Origin of the sequence: Streptomyces niveus (genome assembly GCF_001723055.1) — a bacterium.
Classification (GTDB): Bacteria; Actinomycetota; Actinomycetes; order Streptomycetales; family Streptomycetaceae; genus Streptomyces; species Streptomyces niveus.
In genome coordinates this window covers 64725-85541 of record NZ_MDCR01000009.1, presented here as the reverse complement: position 1 = coordinate 85541, position 20817 = coordinate 64725, and the positions used below count along the sequence as shown (strand labels likewise).

The 20817-nt window shown below is 68.4% G+C and carries 17 protein-coding genes; 4 read left to right on the top strand and 13 right to left on the bottom strand.

The genetic code is table 11. The annotated features are described in order from the left end of the window. The 8 genes from BHU15_RS01420 to BHU15_RS01385 all read right to left on the bottom strand — a co-directional run. On the bottom strand, nucleotides 1–296 hold a 296-nt coding region (locus BHU15_RS01420), incomplete at its 3' end, for a DUF5936 domain-containing protein (protein WP_255292998.1). 12 nt (nucleotides 297–308) lie between these two features. Next, nucleotides 309–1247: a type II secretion system F family protein gene (locus BHU15_RS01415; RefSeq protein WP_069625476.1), complete on the bottom strand. Its 939-nt coding sequence runs from the start codon at nucleotides 1245–1247 to the stop codon at nucleotides 309–311. Nucleotides 1248–1322: 75 nt separating this feature from the next. Next, the gene (locus BHU15_RS01410) at nucleotides 1323–2663 is read right to left on the bottom strand and encodes a TadA family conjugal transfer-associated ATPase (RefSeq protein ID WP_023539002.1); all 1341 of its coding nucleotides are present in this window, start codon (nucleotides 2661–2663) and stop codon (nucleotides 1323–1325) included. A 70-nt stretch (nucleotides 2664–2733) separates the two neighbouring features. After that, nucleotides 2734–3144 (bottom strand): TadE/TadG family type IV pilus assembly protein, encoded by a 411-nt coding sequence (locus BHU15_RS01405; RefSeq protein WP_069625475.1) that lies wholly within the window; start codon nucleotides 3142–3144, stop codon nucleotides 2734–2736. 1 nt (nucleotide 3145) lies between these two features. Beyond that, on the bottom strand, nucleotides 3146–3601 hold the full coding sequence (locus BHU15_RS01400) for a TadE family protein (protein WP_107422744.1): 456 nt from the start codon (nucleotides 3599–3601) through the stop codon (nucleotides 3146–3148). 16 nt (nucleotides 3602–3617) lie between these two features. Further along, nucleotides 3618–4865: a CpaE/TadZ family protein gene (locus tag BHU15_RS01395; RefSeq protein ID WP_023539005.1), complete on the bottom strand. Its 1248-nt coding sequence runs from the start codon at nucleotides 4863–4865 to the stop codon at nucleotides 3618–3620. A 7-nt stretch (nucleotides 4866–4872) separates the two neighbouring features. Then, nucleotides 4873–5583 carry a Flp pilus assembly protein CpaB gene (gene cpaB / locus BHU15_RS01390; RefSeq protein WP_023539006.1) on the bottom strand — a complete coding sequence of 237 codons (711 nt, stop codon included), beginning with the start codon at nucleotides 5581–5583 and terminating at the stop codon, nucleotides 4873–4875. 102 nt (nucleotides 5584–5685) lie between these two features. After that, complete coding sequence (locus BHU15_RS01385; RefSeq protein WP_079127801.1) at nucleotides 5686–6564, bottom strand: hypothetical protein; 879 nt, start codon at nucleotides 6562–6564, stop codon at nucleotides 5686–5688. Nucleotides 6565–6932: 368 nt separating this feature from the next. On the opposite strand from BHU15_RS01385, the gene BHU15_RS01380 reads away from it, so the two are divergent. The 4 genes from BHU15_RS01380 to BHU15_RS01365 all read left to right on the top strand — a co-directional run bounded on the left by BHU15_RS01380 (nucleotide 6933) and on the right by BHU15_RS01365 (nucleotide 10154). Beyond that, nucleotides 6933–8507, top strand: coding sequence for a hypothetical protein (locus tag BHU15_RS01380; protein WP_255292997.1), 1575 nt, complete (start codon nucleotides 6933–6935; stop codon nucleotides 8505–8507). Nucleotides 8508–8532: 25 nt separating this feature from the next. After that, nucleotides 8533–9192 carry a hypothetical protein gene (locus BHU15_RS01375; protein ID WP_069625473.1) on the top strand — a complete coding sequence of 220 codons (660 nt, stop codon included), beginning with the start codon at nucleotides 8533–8535 and terminating at the stop codon, nucleotides 9190–9192. Between the two features lie 10 nt (nucleotides 9193–9202). Beyond that, nucleotides 9203–9625: a DUF3592 domain-containing protein gene (locus tag BHU15_RS01370; protein WP_069625472.1), complete on the top strand. Its 423-nt coding sequence runs from the start codon at nucleotides 9203–9205 to the stop codon at nucleotides 9623–9625. 85 nt (nucleotides 9626–9710) lie between these two features. Next, nucleotides 9711–10154 carry a hypothetical protein gene (locus BHU15_RS01365; RefSeq protein WP_069625471.1) on the top strand — a complete coding sequence of 148 codons (444 nt, stop codon included), beginning with the start codon at nucleotides 9711–9713 and terminating at the stop codon, nucleotides 10152–10154. 11 nt (nucleotides 10155–10165) lie between these two features. Here the strand turns inward: BHU15_RS01365 and BHU15_RS01360 are convergent, their stop codons facing one another. From BHU15_RS01360 to BHU15_RS01340, 5 genes are all read right to left on the bottom strand, one after another. Further along, on the bottom strand, nucleotides 10166–10948 hold the full coding sequence (locus tag BHU15_RS01360) for a hypothetical protein (protein WP_069625470.1): 783 nt from the start codon (nucleotides 10946–10948) through the stop codon (nucleotides 10166–10168). Nucleotides 10949–11050: 102 nt separating this feature from the next. After that, entirely contained in the window at nucleotides 11051–11311 is a 261-nt protein-coding gene (locus BHU15_RS01355; protein WP_255292996.1) for a DUF6228 family protein, read from the bottom strand. Between the two features lie 10 nt (nucleotides 11312–11321). Further along, the gene (locus BHU15_RS01350; RefSeq protein WP_079127800.1) at nucleotides 11322–12287 is read right to left on the bottom strand and encodes a Dyp-type peroxidase; all 966 of its coding nucleotides are present in this window, start codon (nucleotides 12285–12287) and stop codon (nucleotides 11322–11324) included. A 237-nt stretch (nucleotides 12288–12524) separates the two neighbouring features. Continuing rightward, the gene (locus tag BHU15_RS01345) at nucleotides 12525–12878 is read right to left on the bottom strand and encodes a hypothetical protein (protein ID WP_069625468.1); all 354 of its coding nucleotides are present in this window, start codon (nucleotides 12876–12878) and stop codon (nucleotides 12525–12527) included. A 5-nt stretch (nucleotides 12879–12883) separates the two neighbouring features. Continuing rightward, nucleotides 12884–20686 carry a restriction endonuclease fold toxin gene (locus BHU15_RS01340; RefSeq protein WP_171908294.1) on the bottom strand — a complete coding sequence of 2601 codons (7803 nt, stop codon included), beginning with the start codon at nucleotides 20684–20686 and terminating at the stop codon, nucleotides 12884–12886. Between the last annotated feature and the right edge of the window lie 131 nt (nucleotides 20687–20817).

Below are 20817 nucleotides of genomic sequence, written 5' to 3'. Positions count from 1 at the left end.
TAGACCGCGCGGCGCGCCGCGTAGCGGTCGACCGTCATACCGCCGGGGTTGCCGGCCATGTCGAGGCGGCGGCGGATGGCGTCGACGCGCTTGGGGCCCATCATGCGCAGCACGGAGGGTGCGTAGCGCATGCCGAGCCGGTCTATTCCGGAGCCGACGGCCGTGGTGCGGGTGGCGCCCACTTCCAGGGCGATCGCGAGGTCGCCGGGGAGTTTGGCGTCGGCCCGGTACAGGCGGATTCCCTGGAACACCCCGTACACGGCGAGTCCCAGGACTACGGCGAGTAGAAGTCCCATGTCGTGGCCCCCTCAGACCTGGATCCGGGACATCCGCCGGATGGCGATGTATCCGACGGCGTACAGAGCGAAGGCGAGGATGGTGCCGACCTGCCCGACCGTGGCACCGGTCATCTTGTCCAGCGCCCCCGGTGTCATGTTGTTGATGAGCAGCAGGAAGCCCAGACCGATCAGGGGCACCGCGAGCGCCGTGACCTGGATCTGGGAGAGCACCGTCTTGACTTCGCGCCGTGTCTCCTTGCGCTCTTCGAGCGTCTCCGTGAGGTTGCGCAGCGAGGTCACGACCTGGCCGCCCGCACGGCTGGAGAGCACCAGTGTGGTGACGAGCACGACGAGTTCCCGGGAGGGCAGCCGCTCGGCGAGCTCGTCCAGCGCGTCCTCCAGCGTGTGCCCGATGGCCAGTTGGTCGGCGACCCTGCGCAGTTCCTCGCCGGCGGGATTGTCGAGTTCCTCCGACGCCATCACCAGCGCCGTACGCATGGCCAGGCCCGCCTGCGTCGCGTTGGCGAGTACGCGGGTCAGCTCGGGCAGCTGGTTGATGAAGGCCTCGGTGCGCTTGACGCGCTGCCAGTTCAGGAACGCGTTGCCGCCCCAGAGCCCGGCCAGTGCCGCCAGTACGCCGAAGAACGTGGCGAAGATGGCACCGACGATGAAGTAGAGGCCCAGCAGACCGGCCGCCATGTAGACCAGGTACTCGCCCGGGGTCAGATCGAGGCCCGTCACCGTGATCTTGCGTTCGACGCGCTTGCCGAAGGTCGTCTTGCGCAGGCGGCGGTCGAAGGCTCCGAAGCGGCGTTGCCTGCTGCCCGTCGTCAGCTGTCCCGAGTGGGACATCCGCTCGACGAGCGCCTCGTGTTGGGCCTTGCCCGATGCGTAGATGTGCACGCCGACGACACCGAGCACACACGTGAGCAGTGTGATGCCGATCGTCAGGAGCGGAAGATTATCCATGTCGTGCGGGCACTTTCTGGGTGAGCGGCGGGCAGGGGCTGCGGTCGGAGGCGGAGGCCGGGGCGGGCGCGGTCATCAGGCGATCGCCTTGCGGACGGTGAGTTCGTCCTCGGCCTGCGCGACCCCGAAGGCGGGCGGGATGGCTTCTCCCCGCATGTAGAGGCGTTCCGCGATCCGGCGGGGCATGGGGTAGTACGCGAACTGCCCCTTGACCTGGCCGTCCGCGGTCATGGGCTCGGCGAGGAAGCGGCAGACCGACACAATCCGGTACTCCTCACGCCCGTGCGAATCGACGATGGCGATCTCGGTGAGCCGCCGGGAGCCGTCGGCGTGCCTGGTGAGCTGCACGATCACATCGACGGCGCTGTTGATCTGGTCCTTGATCGCCACGAAGGGGATCTCGACCTCCGACATGGACGCCAGGGTCTGGAGTCGCATCAGGGCGTCCTCGGCGCTGTTGGCGTGGACGGTCGCGAGCGAGCCGTCGTGGCCGGTCGACATCGCCTGGAGCATGTCAAGCGTTTCGCCGCCACGGACCTCACCGACGATGATGCGGTCGGGGCGCATACGCAGGGAGTTGCGTACGAGGTCACGAATGGTGACCTGGCCTTTGCCCTCCACGTTGGCCGGGCGGGTCTCCAGGGTGATCACGTGCGGCTGCTGGAGCTGGAGTTCGGCGGAGTCCTCGATGGTGACGATGCGCTCGCCGGACGGGACAAGACCGGACAGCGCGTTGAGGAGGGTCGTCTTCCCGGTGCCCGTGGCCCCGGAGACGATCACGTTGAACTTCGCGCGGACCAGACCGGACAGCAGGATCATCATCTGCTCGTCGAGCGAGCCGAGGGCGATCATCTCGGGGAGGGTGAACGCGCGCGGGAAGCGCCGGATCGTGAGGATGGGCCCGCTCAGGGACAGCGGCGGGATGATGACGTTGACACGCTCGCCGGACGGCAGTCGCGCGTCCACCATCGGATTGGCCTCGTCCACCCGGCGGTTGACGGTGGAGACGATGCGTTCGATGGTCTGCATCAGCTGCTCGTTGGAGGCGAACCGCATCGGCAGCATCTCCAGCCGGCCGCTGCGCTCCACGAAGACCTGCTCGTGGCCGTTCACCATGATCTCGCTGATGGAGGCGTCTTCGAGCAGGGGTTCCAGGATGCCGAGACCGAGTGCCTCGTCGACGACGCGGCGGATCAGCTGGGAGCGCTCCCCGGAGGACAGGACGGGGCCCTCGCGGCTGATGATGTGGCCGAGGACCCGTTCGAGCCTGGCCCGGCGCTCGGCCGCGGCCAGCGCGGACATCTCCGCGAGGTCGATCTCCTCAAGGAGCTTGGCCCGGTAGACGCCGACGAGCAGGCTCTCTTCGCTGCGTCCGTTCGCCGGATCGGGGCTGCTGATGCGCGCCCTCAGGCTCATGTCCTCAACTCCCAGGTGATGCCGGTGTGATGCTCGGGTGGTGCGTGTGTACGTGATCGGATACGCCCGGTCAGTCGCAGGGCATCGTGGTGCTCCTCTCGGCGTCGTCGAAGTCGAAGACGTCCGGCAGTATCGACGGGACGTCGACGCGTGCGGTGACCTCGACCTCGTCGGCGAAGCACCACGCCGAGTCGATGTCGGCGCCGTCGGCCAGCCAGTCGCTCATGGATGCCTTGCCGACGGCCTTGTAGTCGTAGTCGTACTGGGATGCCGCGCGGGCGGCGGCGCGGGACGCCGTACCCGCCTGCTGGACGGCGTACGCGGCGAGACCGAGCTGGATGGCGGCGAGGGCGACGAAGAGCAGGAGGGCGATGAGGCCGGCGAACTCGATGGCGGCCTGGCCTCCGTCTCCCGCCTTGTTCCTGGCCCTGTTCTTGGCCCTGTTCCTGGCGCTCCGCATGTGAAGGGATCGCTTCGGCATCTCAGCTCTCCCTCACGGCGGCCGAACGGCCCGGGACGGTCAACCCGAAATTGACCGAGCCGGGGAAGAGCAGCGGCACGTCGAGGTCGACCCGCGCCTTGACGAGGTCGCCCTCCTCCGCACAGTTGATGTCGGCACTCCAGGCGTCCGGCAGGTTCTGCTCGCCGGCCTCCCGGCACGCATCGGTGCGCGTCTGTGGGGATTCCGCCACGGTTCCGGCCCTGACCGCCTCGTCGGCGGCGTTGCCCGCGAGGGCGAAGGTGTAGCCGACCAGCGCGGCCTGCCAGAGCAGGATGGCGGTGACCAGGATGAGCGGGATCAGACCGGTGAACTCGACGGCGGCCTGTCCGCGGTCGTCGCGAGCCCGGAGCGCGCGCCGTACGCGGCGGGGTACGCCGCCGGATACGCCGCCGGATACGCCGCCGCGATCATCTGTCCGTATCTGTGGAGTGTTCATGGTTCAACGTGCCCCCTCAGCCTCGTCGTCCGCGCCGAACCCCGACCGAGCCCCGGTCTCCCTTGAACTTCCCCTGCTTCTCGGCGCCTTCCGGCACCTTCACCAGGCCCAGCTCACCGGCGAGCGCCCAGAGCGCCTGCTTCACCGTCGACTTGGACTCCAGGTCCTGCATCCGGCCCGCGTCGACCGCCGCGTGCAGTTCCTTGAAGTTCGCCGGGATGACGACCCGCGACACCTTGGTGCTGGTGATCTTCTCGATGAGCGGCGGCTGGATCTCGGTGTTCCGCATGTAGCGGTTCACCACGATCGTCGTCTCCTCCGCCTTGCGGATCTGGAGCCGGTCCCACAGCTTGACCATGCGCTTGGCCGCCCGTACCGCCACCACGTCCGGCGTGGTGACCAGCAGTGAGGTGTCCGCCATCTCGATCGCCGCCGCGTTCGCGCTCGTCGTCTGCGTCCCGCAGTCGACGATCACGACCTCGTAGCGGTTGCGCAGGGCGCTGACGATCTGGCGTACGGACCGGTCGTTTATCTCCTCGCCGCGCTCCCCCTCCCCCGGCGCGAGCAGCAGCCCCATGCCGGTGTGGTGGGTGAACACCGCGTCCTGGAGTACGCGGGGCGAGATGTCCTGGATGGTGGCGAGGTCCACGATCGAGCGGCGGAACTGCACGTCCAGGTACGAGGCGACATCGCCGGCCTGGAGGTCCAGGTCGGCGAGCGCCACCGACATGCCCGACGCCTTTGCGGCGAGGGCGAGTTGGACGGCGGCCACCGTCGTACCGACACCGCCCTTCGCCCCGCTCACCGTGACGACGGTGCCACCGGGACCGGTGAACACGTCGCCGCCGTGGCCGAGATGGCGCCGTACACCCACCGACCAGGCGGCGGCGGCCTGAACGCGCTGGGCGAGTTCCTCGTACGAGAGGGGGAGACCGACCAGCCCGCGCGCGCCCGAGTCCATCGCGGCCGAGAAGAGGCCGGGGCTCACGTCGGCGGTGACCAGGATGACGCCGACCGCCGGGAAGCGGAGCGCCACCTCCCGGATCAGCTCCAGCGCTGGGACGGGACCGATCCGCTCGTGTACCAGAACTACTTCCGGAAGTTCGTCGATCGACTCCGTGGCCAGCCGGGCCAGGGTGTCGATCAGCGAGGTCGAGTCGCCGACCGGCCCGGCCGGCTCCGCGTCGGGAAGCTGGCTGAGCAGGGTGGTGATGGATCTGGCGGCGTCGGCATCGCCGACGACCGGAAGGATTCTGGTCGTCATTCGTCCCTCACTTGTCCCCTTCGAGGGTGTAGGTGCTCTCCCCGGGGCGCAGCGTGGTGGGGCTGTCGTCGGGAAGCAGGGCGAGGCGTACGTGCTGCGCGAAGGACTCCGCGTAGGCGACTCGCTGGGCGTCCTTGGTCTTGAGGGCGAAGGTGATCGGGACGGCGGTCTTCGGTCCGCTGCTGCGCTTGTCGTCGTCCTTGGGCTCCAGCGGCGTCAGCGAACCGACGTCGATGACCTTCGCGTTGGGCACGATGATCCGGGACTGCGCGTTGTCGCCTTCCCTCTCGGCGGCGAAGGTGGCGAAGATGTTGACCAGGTCGCCCGCGTTGATCTTGCCCGCGACGCCGGTCGCGGCGTCGATCATGATCGCGATCTCCTGCTCGTCGTTGGCGAGGGCGGGCCTCTTGACGATCATGTCGTCCTGGAGCAGTGACCCCTTCTTGAGCTGGGTGACCGCGATCTTGCCGTTGACGACCGCGAGGTCGGTGACCGCGTTGTCGGACAGCCAGCGCTTGGGCATCTCTATCTTCTCGAACTGCCCCTCCTCGAGCGCGGTGTACGGGGCCACGTCCGCCTTCAGCCGGTACGCGGGCACCTCGGGTCCGACCTTCGAATTCACGTCGCTGATGACCGACAGCACGCCGGCGAAGGCGCCGAAGGCGCAGAGGACGGAGAGGAGAAGGAGAATGATGCCGCGGCGTTGCCGTGAATTCATGGGCGGGACAACCTCGTTCGATGACGTGGGACGGGGAGTGACTGGTGGTCGGGCACGGGACGAGGACCGTCTCGGGCTCGTACGGACCGCCTGCCAGGCGGCCTACGGCCCGGGGCGCATGGGTGCTCCTTGGCTCAGGACACCGGAACCGTTCGTTTGGTTCTCGGCCGGTGAGAGCGGTGCGGAACAGAATCCGCAACGATCACCGATGAGTTCGAGACCGCACCAGGAACATCCCTCTCGCCGTACGGATGAAACCAGCTGGTAAAGAACGGAGATGTCCGGCAGGAACGCGGCGAATTCGATCATCTTGGACGTTCCCCACCAGCCTGGAGAATCCGCGAGAAGTGCCATCTCCTGCACCCCTTGCACCTGCCAGGCGGGCGCGAGTGTCGCGGTCACCCAGTCCGATTGCAATTGTCCCTTTCCGACCAGAAGTTGCGTGCCGAATTCGGGTCCGGTCAGCTCGCCGTTGCCGATCTTGATCAACTGGGGGTCGGGGTTGGCGAGGACACCGAACTGCGAGCCCGGCACCCACGACTTGGCGTGCGCCTTGAGGCTGACCGGGACATGGTCGAGCTTGGTGACCGAGTTGAGCAGCGCGCCCGCGTGGATGTAGTGCGAGAGCAGCCGGGCCGCCGACGCGACGACACCGGCGGTGAAGTCGCAGATGGACAACTGCCGTAGCTGGCGGACGAGTACGGCAAGTCCGAGCGGCGGGAGGTCCAGCTTCAGGAGGGCGATGCGGTCGCTCTCCAGGATGGAGCGGACCGTGTGCAGCCGCCGCTCGTGCGCCACCGGGAGGGAGGCGGAGTAGACGGCGACGACGTAACCGTGCTGCTCCACCAGGACCTGCATGTCCGCGAGCGCAGCCTCCAGCGGCTGGGCGTCGGGGGCCTGCAACAGGGCCGCTGTGGGCGTCTGCTGGTCGGTGGGCGGCAGCACCAGATCGTGACTGGTGACGGCTATGGCGGTTGACACCTGGATCCCCGTTCAGCTCGGGCGTCGGAGTTCCGGCGACCGCGGTTTTCGCTACTGCTGGGTCCTGCTGCTCGGTGTTCGATAGTTCTGGTCGGCGTTGAAGTCCGGCGACTTCGACTACCGCCCAGCACTTTATCCACGACTTAGCGCACAGAGAACACCTCACCGATGTCAGTGGTACGCCGCTCACTTCGTACGCACCACCAAAATCGGGCGAAGCAGTCAGGCGTTAACCCATGTTTCATTTGATGTCGAAACTAGCCGACCGCCGAAGCGCCCACCAGGTAACTGTTCAGCTTTGGGTCCGGGTTGGGTCCACGGACCCACGCCACCGGGTCCGGGCCGTCCGTACGCTCCGTTTCGATTCCGTGTACGAGAAAAGTCGTGCGGGCACCGAGGGGGACGGTCTGATGGGACGGGAACTGATACGGGGACGACCACGGGGCGACCGCGGCGCCTCCGCCACCGAGTACGTCGGCATGGTGGTGGTCGTGGCGGCCGTCGCGGGGGCGATGGTCGGCACCGGCGTGGACGGGAGCATCGCAGAGCAGTTGAAGTGCCTGGTCACGTTCGGCCCGTGCGACCCCGGCGGTGGTGAACCGAACCGGTCCGCCCCCAAGACCGACGCCGACTACGAGCCGCCGCTCTGCCAGATCTCGTCGATCAGCGACAAGGCGGGCGCCAAGGGCAAGGTGCTGTTCATCGAGTGGGGCGAGGAGTACGGCTTCCAGCAGCAGACCTTCCAGGCCAAGACCGACGTGAACAAGGACGGCAAGGTCGACGACAACGACCAGCAGGTGATGATGACCTTCACCGACGCCGCGTCCGTCGCCGCCAAGAAGGACTGGAAACCGGGCGCCAAGGTCGGGAAGTTCGGCTCGGACAAGGTCGAACTCGGTGCCGGGATCAAGGTGACCAACGGGGACACCTGGGTCTTCGACAGCGAGGAGGACGCGGCCAAGTTCCGCGAGGACATCGAGGACCTGAAGACGTACGAGCTGGCCAACCGGCACGCCAACTCGCGTGGTGGCGGGCTCGGCAACAGCATCGCCTACCTCTTCAACAGCGGTCCCCTGTACGAGGAGGAGCAGCTCCGCAAGCGCATCGACGAGAAGCTCGGCAACCGGCACATCAGCTACGGCAAGGTGGGCCTGGAGGCCAGTGCCGCCGGCGGTATGAAGCTCTCGGCGGGGGACGAGAAGAAGCTCAGCGCGACGCTCGGCGGCAGCTTCAAGTTCTCGCCCGAGGTGACGTGGACCGACAACACCTACCGGAACCTCAAGTCGTACACGTACAGCGCCGCCATCGAGTACACGGGCAAGGTCGGCTACGAGGCCGGGCCCATCAGCGGCGAGTCGAGCGCGACCACGACGCAGACCGGCACCATCACCGTCAGCCATGACAAGACGACCGGTGAGCTGCTGCGTATCGACATGACCCGGACCGTCGAGAAGGGCGCCACGAAGGACGGCGTCTCGGTCGGCGGCGACAACGGCAAGAAGGACGGCGACAAGCGCGGCGGCAGCGGCAGCGCGAAGGGCACGGACAACGAGACCGGGATCGAGGTCGTCACCAACTCCATCGTCCTCAAGCCCGGCGCCGAGGGTGACAAGCAGCGCGCGATCGCGCAGAAGTGGCTCGACGGCACCGGCGACAACGGAGCGCCGTTCGCCTACATGTTTGACGACCACGCGCCGACGAAGCGGCCGGGCGACGACGACCCGTTCGGCCAGCTGCTCTTCGACGAGGGCCTGTCCAGCAAGAACACGTACACCGGTCAGACGGAGGCAGCGGAGTACGGATTCGAGCTGAACCTGGGTCTGAGCTTCGGCTTCTCGGTCTCCACCGAGAAGAAGGAGGAGAGCCTCAACGACGCCCAGTTCCTGGGTGCGCCGAAGGGAGAGAGCCGCAGCTATGTCCCGTACAGCTACTGTGCGAACTGATCCCGGGGACAGGAGCACACACACCATGACCAGCACCGTGAGCGGCGCCGTGAGCAGCAAGAAGAGAGGCAGGACGATGGCCAGGCGGACCTCGACCGTGTCCGTCGCCCTCGCGGCGCTCCTGCTGCTGGCCGGGTGCGGCTCGGACGCGGGGAGCGGGTCGGGGAGCGGTGCGGTGCCGGAGGGCTGGGGCACGCTCAAGACCCCGGCGGTCACGGTGGCGCACCCGGCGGCGTTCGAGGCGCAGAGCGCCGGTGAGCGCAGCAAGTACAACGCCGCGGCGGCGACGCTCTCCGACGAGAGCGGCACGATCGGCATGATCACCGTGCAACTCGACTTCACCGACGCCGACTCGGTGGAGGAGGCGGCGATCGGCGCCGAGGCCGGGGTCGCGCTCGGCTCGACCCTCGGGAAGCAGGAGGAGATCCAGGTCGCGGGCCCGGACGGCGGCGAGGAGGCCCGCCGGGTCAACTTCGAGTTCACCCAGAAGGATTCAGGCACCGACGCCGGGGCCGGGACCCCGGGCGGAGCACTGGACCCGAAGGCCGGCACCCGGGTCGAGGGCGTGATCATCGCGGGTCTCGACGCCGACGACAAGACGTACGCCGTGAGAATCGACGCGGTCAAGGGAAAACTCGGCAAGGGCGATCTGCGGAAAATCATCGACTCGATCACGGTCAACTAGGCGGTCCACAATGGATGTTCCGGGCGGCGATTACCTTTTCTTCGGCGGCATGATTCTGCTTTTCGGCTGGTTGGCAACGCACTACGCGCGTCGCCTTTCGGGCGTGAATCGGGCGCTGCGAGCGGGTATTCGGGCAGAAGGCACTTGCGTACGTATCGAGCAGGAGCCGTACAACCGCTCGGACGCGCGCCAGCACTTCTTCGCGTTCCGTACACCGGACGGCCGCCAGATCGAGTTCGAGGATCTGGCGAGCCGGTCGATACGGGTCGGCGACCCGGTGACGGTGGCGTACGACCCGGCCGACCCCGACCGCACGGCGACGGTCGCGGGGCGCGGCCACTGGTCGCCGGTGCTCCAGTACGGGGTGCTGGTGGTGGGCTGCGGGCTGGCGGCGGCCGGGTTCGCGGCGGTTCTTCTTTTCACCGTGGTCTGAGAGTTCCACGGCGGTCCGAGAGCGCGGGATTCAGGTTCCCGCCTCAGGGCCGGGCAGGCACGAGCACTGACGGAGGCGGTTGGCGATGACGAGGTACGGCTACCCGGGGGCGCCCGTACAGCGGGAGGAGGGGCGCGGGGCGGCGGTGTTCGCCCTCGCCCGCGCCTGGGCGGCCGGCATCGTCGTCCTGCTCCTGACGGAGTACCTGCAGACCACCCTGGTCAACGACCACCTGGCCTCCTCGGAGAACCTGGAGACCTTCAACGGCAGACTGATGCTGATCCACATCCCCAACGCGATCTGCATCGCCCTGGCCACCTGGGCGGCGGGCCGCTTCCACCGCGAGCCGTTCCGCGACTCGAAGGCGCAGCACGTGCTGGCGGTCTTCACGGTCGGGGTGGCGGCGCAGGCGCTGAACATGGTGGTGCAGTGGGCGGACCTGGAGGCGGAGGGCGTCCTGATGTCGAACGCGGTGCTGGTGGTGGGTGTGGTGGCGGGATACGCGGCGGAAGTGCTCCAGGACGAGTGACGGGCCCGGGGTTACGGCGTGGCGTCCGGCTGTCCCTGGAGGTGTGCGAAGAACTCGTCCAGCAGGGCGAAGAGCCCGGCGACGGCCTGATAGTGCTCTTCCGGCGACCACGGCTCGGCGGGCCGGCCGCCGGGGAACACCACCCCGACGACCTGGGCGGACCAGACGAGGTTCTGACCGGCCTGCTTCGTGTCGGCGAGCCACTCCGTCAGTCCGCTGAGCAGCACGCCGCCGCCGGCGTGGTCGTAGCCGTCGAGGAAGGCCGTCACCCCTTCGTACGTGACGCGGCCGACGTACATGCCGGTCCGCTTGCTGAACCCCTCCCAGAACCTCTGGTGCGACTCGGCCCGCCTGCCTCTGCCCCGGCTCCAGGCGGCCGGCACGTGGGACAGATCGGTGCCCACGCCCCAGGTCGAGTAAGCGACCGCGTCCGGGCCCACGCCGAGGGCCGCGAGGAGTACGGCCATGCGTCCGGCGGGCTCGACAGGTCCGGACTTCCTGACCCAGACGTACGTTCCCGCCGGATCGCGCTCGTGCTGGGTGACGACGAAGTCGGTTCCGTCCAGGGTGAAGAACGCGGCACGCAGGGCGCCGTGCTCGTCCCACGACTCCTCGACGGTCAACCTGAGTCGCCGGGCGACCGAGTCCAGCTCCACGGCGAGCAGAGCCAGCGAGATCAACGGCTCGGCCGCCGCCTGAAAGACGGAACACTGCCGCGCGGGATTGCCGGGGGTCGGGGAAGTGGCGGACGCCCAGTCGGCTTCCGGCCCCGGCAAGCTGATCATCTCGGTCATGCGGCCCAGTCAATCACCGCTCCCCGCGGAGGAACTGGCGGATGCCGCACAGGGTTCAGGTCAGCCCGACGTACCCGCCGGACCGGAAGACGGCCGCCACCGTCAGGTCGGCATCGTCGGTGTGCGCCAGCTCCGTTCACCGTTCCAGCCGCGGTAGTCGGCGGCGAGTCCTTCCAGGAAGGGCGCGAGATCGCTGTCCCAGATCCAGGAGACGACGTCGTCGACACGGGCGTTCAGACCTGGGGCCCGCAGCTCGACGGCGTAGTGCACGGAGTCCGCGTCGAAGCTGAATCGGTCGCGGAACGTCACCCCGACAGCCGCGTTGTCCTGGCAGCGGACGATCACGCTCTCCGGGGAGGTCATGGGCGGAACGCTAGGCGAGAGCGAGGGCGTCGAGCCAGGCGTCGCCGGGCGGGGGTACGAAGAAGTAGCCGCCACCGGTGGTGAGCACGTACTTCGCCAGCGCCTCGCCCGCCAGGCGCTTCTGGACCGCCTCGAAGCCTTTGGCCAAGTCCCGCTGGAAGCAGGAGAAGACGATGCCGGTGTCGCCGTCTCCCCGGTCGTAGCTGTAGCTGCGGCGCACGAGTGGGGGCGGGTTACGGCGGTCGGGGGCGGCGAGCCGTACATGCGAGTCGAGCGGCGTCCGCCGCCCCTTCGGATCAGCGGCGAAGTTCGGCTGCTCGGCGGTGGGCGTCCCGTCCAGCCACTTCCCGTCGCGCCGGCGCCCCATGATGCGCTCCTGCTCGGGTACGGAGTCCTTGTCCCACAACTCGGTGGCGAAGCGGATGACCCGCACGACGTGATAACTCCCGCCGACGGCCCAGTCCGGCTCGCCCTGCCCCTCCCGGACGACGGCCCGGTCGGCGATCTCCTGCTCGGTCTCGGGATTCCCGAACCCCTCGGTGAAGTGGAACGGATTACGGGCCAGCCCCCGGCCACCCTCAACCCGATTCTCCGCCCGAAATCCGTCGATCCCCCAACGAACGGTCCAACCAACCTGGTTGGCAACGGCCTTGACGCGCGCGACGGCTTTCCGCACCTGGCCGGCGTCCTCGCCGGCGACGCGTACGAGAAGGTCGCCGTGCGACTGCGCGGGGTCCAAGAGGTCCCCGGCGAAGGACGGCATCGCTTTCAACTGCCGTGGCGATTGGGCTTCCGCGCCCTCGAAGAGCGACGCCCCCAACCCGAACGCGACGCCGGTGTCGCCCCCGCCAACGGCCCGGCTTTCTTCAACCAGAGCCTCTACCGAGCCACCCACTCCTCGACCGCGCAATCTTCGATCAAGCACAACAATTCCCACGAACCTTTCCGGCTGTTTCGCCCCCAACACCCGTGCCATCCGAGTATCTGCACCCGCTCTGGAGCGCCCATCGGCCTCCGCCGGACCTCTCCCCCCAAACACCGCGACCACACCCGCGCCCACAACCCCCAACCCAATGGCGGACCCGAGAACCACCAAGGATCTACGCCGCATTTCAACCATCCCTCTCACCCGCCAACCGCCGGAAGTACGAGCCGCAGCAGAGGAGATGCCACGCTCCGGGATGGTCGAGCAGCGATGCCAATGGAGAGATTCTCATCCAATGGACACGCGCCCATTCGACACATCCCATCGACAGGAAGGACCGCCCTCATCATCGTCCACGAAGAATGTTCCCTCTGATTCCGGAATCAACTCGGCGATTCTCCCCAGCTGATCCAGGAGAAGATCCACACCCCCACTCTTCATCGAAGCTCCGAAGAATGCGTGGGCGACCCAGTTGATCTCCTTGTCCTGATACAACCAACCACCCAGATACAGGGCCACCACATCGTCCGGAAGACAGAACCGGCTCCCCGCACCCCTGTACTGGGCCACGACGCCCCGGATCACCTCCAGGTCGGGGTAGTCACAGTCGAGGAATCCTCGAACGTTGAAATACCTCCCCACGGGAATCAGTCTCCGAATCCGATGCGCACAATGCCACCCTTGCCCTCAATGTAGCTACGAACATCGTCGTGGACGCCATACTTGAACCAGAACTCGGCCCTCACACCCATTTCGTCGGCGCTTGAGAGGGTTGCCTTGATCTGATTTCTCGTCGATTTGCTCAAGAAATTCTTCGGCCGGTTAACAGCTGTCCACGTCCGCTTCACCTGAATTAGCGCATCCCCGGTAACTGCGTCCACCTCGCGCCCATTAATAACCTGGGACACACCACCCGTGCGTGCCCTCACCATGTCTTCATAGTGAACATCGGCGGCTTCTCTTACTTTACCTTTGGCCACCAAGTCGCGCACTTGGTCGGAGGCTTTCATTCCTCCGCAGTTGTGAACGAGGACCGGGGTTTCCCCCGCCAGCACATAGTACGTGTGGATGTCGTCGACGGTGAGGTTGTAGACCGTCGTTGATTCCGCCCGGTGGGCGACGGCTGCTATCTGGACCCAGGTGCCGTCGCTGGTCTGAAGCCCCTGGCCCGCGGTGAGTTCGTCCGCCTCGATCCAGCGGCCGAGGGCCGGGACCCAGAAGGGGTGGCCCTCTGTCGCGGTGAGGGTGCTCCTTTTGCCGTCTGACAGGGTGATGTCGACCAGTTGTTTGTCGCCCGTGCCCTTGATCAGCGCCGTTACCGGGTGGGGGCCCGACTCGCCCGTTTCCGGGTCCGTGGCGAGGACTTCGTCGCCGATCTGAATGTCCCTGATCGGTTTGCGGGTGCCGTCCGTGAGGAGGACCGGGGTGTCGCCTGTGAAGCTGTTACCGATCTTGCAGCTCTTCGCCGGGTCGGCCCACTTGAGCTTGCCCAGCATGCCCCCCGCGCACCCCAGCGCCGCCGACATCCCCACCTGGCCCCAGTCGACCTTCCGGCCCGAGAGCCGCTGGCCCAGCCAGTCCAGGCCCGCCTCGCCCAGGCCGCCGATGACGCAGCCCGCCAGCATCGGGCTGTTGCCCGTGGGGTCGGTGTACGTCGTCGGGGAGCTGAGCGCGTACTCGTAGAGGTTCGTGCCGCCCGCGTAGCCGATCGGGTCCTGGGAGATGAAGCGGCCCGACTCGGGGTCGTAGTAGCGGTTGCGGTAGTAGAGCAGGCCCGTGCCGTCCGACTCGCGGCCCGTGAAGGTGTACGGGTTGGTGGAGGCCGCGCCCGTGGTGGTGGGTTGGCCGTACGGGTCGTACGTATAGCTCGTCGCGACCGTGCCGTCCGCGTTCGCCAGGCCCACCACCGTGCCCAGCGCGTCCGTCAGGTAGACCTGCGTCGCGCCGTTCTCCGTGCGGGTCAGGTACTGGTCCAGGCCCGACGTGGCGACCGTGGCCGCCGTCGCGCCCGAACCGGACTGTTCCACCAGCGGGTTCGAGCCGTCCGTCAGGTACTTCTGGGTCGTGTCGCCCAACTTCTTGGAGCTGCGGATGCCCAGCGGGTCGTAGCCGAAAACACCCGCAGGGCCGTCGCCGACAGGGGTGAGCGAGGAGAGTTGGCCCCGCGCGTTCCAGTCGTACGTCCGATTGCCGTCCGACGTCAGCTGTCCGTCCGCGTCGTAGGTGAACGAACGGCCGCCGAGGGACGTGACCCGGTTGTCCTTGCCGAACACCGCACCCGTCTCGGCGGCGGGCAGAGCCACCGACGCCAGGCTTCCCGTGAGGCCCGTCTGGAGGCCCCGGCTGTCGCGGGTGTAGGTCAGGTCGCCGACGTCGGTGGTGCCGCGGGTGTAGTCGATCGCCGAGATCACGCCCGTCTTGTCCAGCGTCGACGTACGGGTGATGCCGCCCGGCAGCGACGCCGTCTTCTCACGGCCCACCGCGTCCAGGCCGAACGTCACCTCCTGGCCGCCCGAGGTGACCGACGTCAGGATGCTGGAGGTGTCATAGCCGTAGCGCGTCGTCGTCCCGGCCGCCGTCATCTCCTTGCGGCGGTCCGCCGCGTCGTAGTCGTAGCCCACCGTGCCCGTCGGGCCGGTCACCGTCTTCAGCCGGTCGTACGCGTCGTAGGCGAAGCTCTCCTCGCCCGCCTGCGTGTCCGTGAGCGTCTTCGGCAGGTCCACCGCGTCGTACGCGTACGTCACCGTCGACTCGGCGACGCCCGCCGCGTTCACGCCGTACTTGGTGTTCTTCGCCCGGCTCAACAGGTCGTACTCGGCTGTCGCGACCAGGCCCGAACGGCTTGTCGCCTTCGTCAACCGGCCGGCCGGGTCGTAGCCGAACAGCGCCTGCGCGCCTAGCGGGTCCGTCACCGACCTGGTGCGGTCCGCGTCGTCGTACGCCCAGGTCGTGCTGTTCTCACGGGCGTCCGTCAGCTTGGTCAAGTTGCCGTTCTCGTCGTAGTCCAGGGCCGTCGACCGGCCCAGCGGGTCGGTGATCTTCCGCGTCTGGTTCAGCGCGTCGTAGGTGATCGTGGTGCGGGAGCCCGCCGCGTCCGTGATCGCCGTCGGGCGGCCCGCCGCGTCCAGGACCTGGGACCCGGTGCGGCCCTCCGCGTCCTTGACGGACACCAACTCGCGGTTTCGGTAGGTGTATTCGGTGGTCGCGTCCGCCGCGTCCGTGACCGTCTTGAGCTGGCCGTCCGGCGTGAACGTGAAGCCGGTCTCCCGGTTCTCGGGGTCCGTGACCGTCCGCAGGTCGCCCTTCGCGTCGTACGCAAGCGTGGTCTTGTTGCCCAACGGGTCGGTGACGGACGTCGGTTGGTCGTACGGGCCGTTGTAGACCGCCGTACCCGACTGGCGCGCCTGCGCCGTACCCGCGAGCTCGGTGGTGCGGGTGACATAGCCGTTCGCGTCGTACGTCAGCTCGGTGCGCCGGCCGTACGGGTCCGTCACCGCGTCGATCCGGTGCTTCGGACCCCGGTGGTACTGCGTCGCCCGCGCCAGTGAACTCCCGTACGCCTCGATGTCCTTGACGCCGTAGCCGTCCGCGTCGAACTCCACCCGGCGCACCGAGCCGCCCGGCTGCGTCACGTTCGCCGACGTGACCTTCCCCGCGCCGGTCTGCGTGTACGCGAAGGAGAACTTCGCGCCCTCGGTGAGGGTCTGCTCCTTCACCCGCCCGTCGGTATGGAAGTCGTTCGTCATGTAGGTGATGCCGCGCGCGTCGGTCGCCGTCCTGACCCGGTTCGACGTGCCGTCGTACGTGTACCGGCTGAACTTGCCCGCTGGATCCTTCACCGCCGCCAGCCGGCCCGCCGAGTCGTACTCGTACGAGGTGGTGCGACCCGCGTTGTCTTTCGCGGATGTGACGCGGCGTTGCACCGGGTCGTACGTCAGCGAGATCCACTTGCCGCCGGAGCTGGAGATACGGGTGATCTCACCCCGGTTCTCGCCGTTCAGCCGGGTCAGGGTCGTGGTGTTGCCGTGCCGGTCGCGGATCTCCTTCAGCGGCGCGTACTGCGGGAACACCCACACCGTGCCGTCGCGGAAGGTCAGGTCCCAGCCGCCGCCGTTCTTCTTCCAGGTGATCTTCGAGCCCTGGAAGGCGGACGAGGTGTCGAGAGGTTCGAACTCCGCGTCAGTCCAGCCGGTCCCGGATGAGGTACGGGTGAAGTGGACGGCGCTGCCGCCCGGTATGTAGAGGTCGACCTCCTGCCACGACTTTTTCGAGTGCAGGAACGCGTTGTAGGAGAAGTCGCGGCCGATGCCGAACGCCCGCTTCTCCTTGTCTGCCTGCCAGTAGGTGCGGGTGAGTTCGACGCCGCCATGCGCGTCCGCGACCGCCAGGTCCGTACGCGAGTCGGTGAGCAGACCCGTCGACAGCTCGACCGGGTCCCCGGACAGCCAGTCCATGACGTCCTGGAGCCAGGAGATGTCCCACGGGATCAGGTCGTCGGTGTGGAACATCGCTCCGTGGAAGGCCCACACGCGGGTCTTCTCGTCGGGTACGACCTGACGGCCGTCGGCCGACACCTCGCCCTCTCCGTAGACGTACCAGCCCTTCTTCTTCGGGTCGTAGTCCTGGAACTTGACCCGGGTGCCGGGGGCCTCGCGCGTGTAGTTCGGGTAGATGATCTGCGCCCCCTCGGGGAAGACGTACGTGCCGCCCGGCTGCACGGTGAAGTACACCGGCACGATGCCGTTGTCCGGCAGCGGGAACGGCGGCCGGTCGATCGGGATCGCCGTGATGCCCAGCTCCGTGACCGGCTTGCCGTTCTCGTCACGGACCACCGAGCCCTTGGGGATCCGGACTTCGAGTCCTGGGATCTTCGGGGTCTTCAGTACGACGTCGGCCTTGGCCGGAGCGGCGAACGTGACCGTGTTCTTCGTGTCCAGCGGTGTCATCCACACCGGGAACCCGAGATCGACCGTCCGGTCGGCCTTCGGGCTGATGCGGATGTCGTAACGGCCGTAGCTACGCTTGGAGTTGTTCGCGCTCGCGCCGTCGACCACCAGGGTGGTGGCATTGCCAGCGATACCACTCAGCAGGAATCGGCCCTGGGCGTCCGTCCTCGCGGACTTGCTCCCCACGGACACGGTGACCTTCGGCAGCGGCTTGCCGTCGAGCTTGAGGATGTGGCCAGTGAGAGCCGTGGTGCCGGGCGGGGCACGGAGCGCAGCCGGGCCCTTGGGGGCGTCGCCGCGCCGGGCCAGCCAGTCGTAGCCGGCGAGGTTTCCCTTGTCCGGCTGCCAGGCGTCGGGGCCGCTCGGGGTGGTGCGGGCGGCGGGAGCGGCGGTGTCGGGTCCCGCTCCGTCGCTCACCGGCTTCTCCGCCTTGGACGCCGCCGCGGTGAGACCCAGCGTCCAGGTACCGGTCCTGAGCGTGTTCGGGTCGAGCGACAGGGTGTACGTACCGGCCGCCGGGAGCGTCGGCAGCGCGTACGTCACGGCTGTCGCGCTCATCGAGCGCCCGTCGACCAGCCGCTTGCCGTCCGGCCCGGTGACGGACAACGACCAGGCGCCCGGCGGGGTGTTGAGCCCGAGAGTGAGTTTCTGCGCCTGTGTGCCGGTGAAGGTGAAGTTGCCGTTCTGGCCCGCGGTCGCGAGAGTCACGGGCTTGCGCGTACCGGTGGTGTTCAGCACGCCACCGCTCGCGTCGGGCACCAACGTGGCGGTGGTCTTCCCGGTGGCCGGGGCGCCCGGCCGTACGAACAGCCGATGGGTGCCGGCGGCCAGCGGCGCCAGCAGGTCGCCCTCGCCGGCGGAGGTGGTGAGCGAGCCGAGGTCGTCCTCCACGCCCGCCGGTGTCCGGTGCACCAGTTCCGACGACGTGGTGAGGGTGGTGCCGCCGAAGGTGACCGCCGCGCCGTAGCCCGCGGTGGCGCTGACGGTGAACTCCAGCTGCTGTCCCGCGCGGGTGATCTCGCCGGTGCGCGTGGGCGTCGTCGAGGAGAGGGCGCCGGCCGCGACGGGCTTCGACAGCCAGAGCGTCATCGAGCCGGTCGCGGCCTCCGACGGCTCGAAGACCAGGGAGTACGCGGCGCCCGCCGTCAGTCCGCCCAGGTAGAACGCGTCGGACGCCTTGCCGGCCAGTCTGCCGACATCCGTGCCCGCGCCGCCTTCGGGGCCGATGAGCCGGATCTCGGTGGACTTGGCGAGGGTGTTGGCCGTGATGCCCAGGCCGAGGGAGGTGGAGGTGGGTGCGGTGAACCGGGCGCGTATCTGCTGTCCGGCACGGGCCGCCGTGGTCACGAGTCCGGCGGCGTCGACGGTGAGGGCGGCCTGCGCCTCGGTGGAGAGCGTGAGGCCCGCGGCTCCCACCGCGCCCTTGTAGGGATCCAGCACGACCCGGTAGGTCCCGGTCTCCGGCAGCGCGGGCAGGGGGATGGTCGCCGAATCGCCCGCGGACACGTTGAGTTCGTCGATGACGGTGGCGCCGGAGGGTGCGATGACGCTGAGGTCGACGTACTGTCCGAAGGTGTTGCCGGTCACGCCGAGGGAGAGAGCGGCCCCGGTCTGTCCCTGGAAGGAGGATTCGGCGTTCTGGCCGATCCGGCCGATGGTCGCGGTGGTGGTGCCGCCGGTGGTCAGCAGAGCCGGCAGGGCGACGGGACGCGACAGGGTCAGCGCGAGTTCACCGGTTCCGATGTCGCTGTTCGGGCGTACGGCGAGGGTGTACGTCCCGGTGGCGGGCAGCGGCTCGCTGTCCCACTCGTCCCCCACGTCACCGTCGGACACGAGCAGGTGGTCCAGCGGTGTGCCGTCGGGGCGGAGGATGTCGACGCGGGTGGCCGAGCCGAAACCGGTGGCCGTGGCGCCGAGGGACACCCGCTGACCGGCGGTGCCGGTGAACTGGGCGCGTCCTTGCTGGCCGGGCCGGGTGAGTGACACCTTGACCGCCGCGCCGGTCGGATCGAGCGTGCCGGCGTCGGCGTACGGCGACGCGGTCACCGTGACCGTGCCCTTGGCGTCGCCTTCCCCGGGATCCAGCAGCAGTGTGTACGTCCCGGACTGGGTCAGGCTGTCGAGGTCGATGCCGCCGTCACCGCCGACGGAGATGAAGCTGTTGTCGACCTCCGTGCCGTCCGGTCCGTAGAGCCGGGCCCACAGCGGGTGCGGCAGCTTCGTGGCGTCGATCCCGAGGCTCAGCGATGTGCCCAACGTGCCGGTGAAGGTGAGGAGTTGGTCCTGTCCCGGACGGTCGAACACGGCTGTGGCGGGCGGGCCCGATACGGTGAACGAGCTGGTCACGGGGGTGGAGAGGGTGACCACGGCCGTACCGAAGTTGCCCGATCCGGTCTCCAGGACGATTCGGTAGAGACCGGCGACGGGCAGGTCGTTGAACTCGGCCTCCCCTTCGGGTCCGTTGAAGGTGAAGGACTTCAGCCGGTCGCCCAGGGGGTCGACCAGCCGGGCCCGGGTCACGGAGTTGAACGTCGCCTGTGTGATGCCGACGTTGAGGTCCGTGCCCGCGGGGGCCTCGAAGGTGACCTCGGCCATATTGCCGGGTGTGGTGACCGAGAGGGTCGGCGGCGTCTCGTCGTTCAGCGACGACTCGACGGACATCTCCAGCTCGCCGACGGCGGAGCGGATGTCGAAGCCGGCGGCGGACACGGCCTCACCGTCGGGGGTGGCGACCTCCAGCGGGCCGTCCGCGGCTCCGGCCGGGACCTGCACCGTCAGGGACGTGTCGGTACGGTCGGTGACCTCCGCGACCGTGCCGCCGCCGAAGCGGACGACGGTATCGGTGGCGGCGAAGTTGGTGCCCGTGATGACCACCTGGCTGCCCGCCCCGCCGAAGGCCGGTTCGATCTTCGAGACCGTGGGGCTCGACGTGGAGGTGAACGACTCCGGCGACTGGGCGCTCGCGCCTCCCGTGGTCACCGACACCTTGTCGTTGGCCGCGCCCGCCGGGACCGTCACCACCAGGCGGGTGGCCGTCGCCGAGGTGACGGTGGCCGCCGCCGTACCGAACGTTACGGAGTTGGCCGCGGGGGTCGGGGAGAAGCCGGTGCCGGAGAGGGTGACCTTGGCGCCCGCCGCCGCGCGGACCGGGACCAGGGAGAGGACGGACAGGGTGCTGGACGCGAAGCGGTCGACGCCGAGGCGGTTGCCCGCCGCGTCGTAGCGGTAGCGGGCGGTCTCGCCCGCCGGGTCGGTGACACCGACGAGGCGGGAGGCCGCGTCGTACGCGTACACGGCGTTCTTGGTGGTCGGCTCGGCGGCCCGGGTGCTCGCCGGAGACACCGGGCCCGCGGGTGAAGTGTGAGGTGCAGCAAGGGGGTTCGGGGCCGGTGGTAGCGGTTCGCGCTCCGGGGTGTCGGCCTGGGCCGACATCGCGCCCGCGGCCATCGTCAGGGCGAGCGCCCCGATCGTCAGCAGCCGTATTCGTGCCAGGACTCGCCTCACAGCGCCCTCCCCAGAGCAGCACATCGAGTCCACAAAGGGACCCACAATGCCCACACTCCCCATGCGGGCGGTCACAAGTTACACACAACTTGTCACCACCACAGGGCAATTGATCGCCTGAACTGATCAGG

Excerpts from the sequence above, each read along its gene's own strand:
- BHU15_RS01415 (WP_069625476.1), bottom strand. The coding sequence starts at position 1,247 with ATGGATAATCTTCCGCTCCTGACGATCGGCATCACACTGCTCACGTGT.
- BHU15_RS01410 (WP_023539002.1), bottom strand. The coding sequence starts at position 2,663 with ATGAGCCTGAGGGCGCGCATCAGCAGCCCCGATCCGGCGAACGGACGC.
- BHU15_RS01405 (WP_069625475.1), bottom strand. The coding sequence starts at position 3,144 with ATGCCGAAGCGATCCCTTCACATGCGGAGCGCCAGGAACAGGGCCAAG.
- BHU15_RS01400 (WP_107422744.1), bottom strand. The coding sequence starts at position 3,601 with ATGAACACTCCACAGATACGGACAGATGATCGCGGCGGCGTATCCGGC.
- BHU15_RS01395 (WP_023539005.1), bottom strand. The coding sequence starts at position 4,865 with ATGACGACCAGAATCCTTCCGGTCGTCGGCGATGCCGACGCCGCCAGA.
- cpaB (WP_023539006.1), bottom strand. The coding sequence starts at position 5,583 with ATGAATTCACGGCAACGCCGCGGCATCATTCTCCTTCTCCTCTCCGTC.
- BHU15_RS01375 (WP_069625473.1), top strand. The coding sequence starts at position 8,533 with ATGACCAGCACCGTGAGCGGCGCCGTGAGCAGCAAGAAGAGAGGCAGG.
- BHU15_RS01370 (WP_069625472.1), top strand. The coding sequence starts at position 9,203 with ATGGATGTTCCGGGCGGCGATTACCTTTTCTTCGGCGGCATGATTCTG.
- BHU15_RS01365 (WP_069625471.1), top strand. The coding sequence starts at position 9,711 with ATGACGAGGTACGGCTACCCGGGGGCGCCCGTACAGCGGGAGGAGGGG.
- BHU15_RS01360 (WP_069625470.1), bottom strand. The coding sequence starts at position 10,948 with ATGACCGAGATGATCAGCTTGCCGGGGCCGGAAGCCGACTGGGCGTCC.
- BHU15_RS01355 (WP_255292996.1), bottom strand. The coding sequence starts at position 11,311 with ATGACCTCCCCGGAGAGCGTGATCGTCCGCTGCCAGGACAACGCGGCT.
- BHU15_RS01350 (WP_079127800.1), bottom strand. The coding sequence starts at position 12,287 with ATGGCACGGGTGTTGGGGGCGAAACAGCCGGAAAGGTTCGTGGGAATT.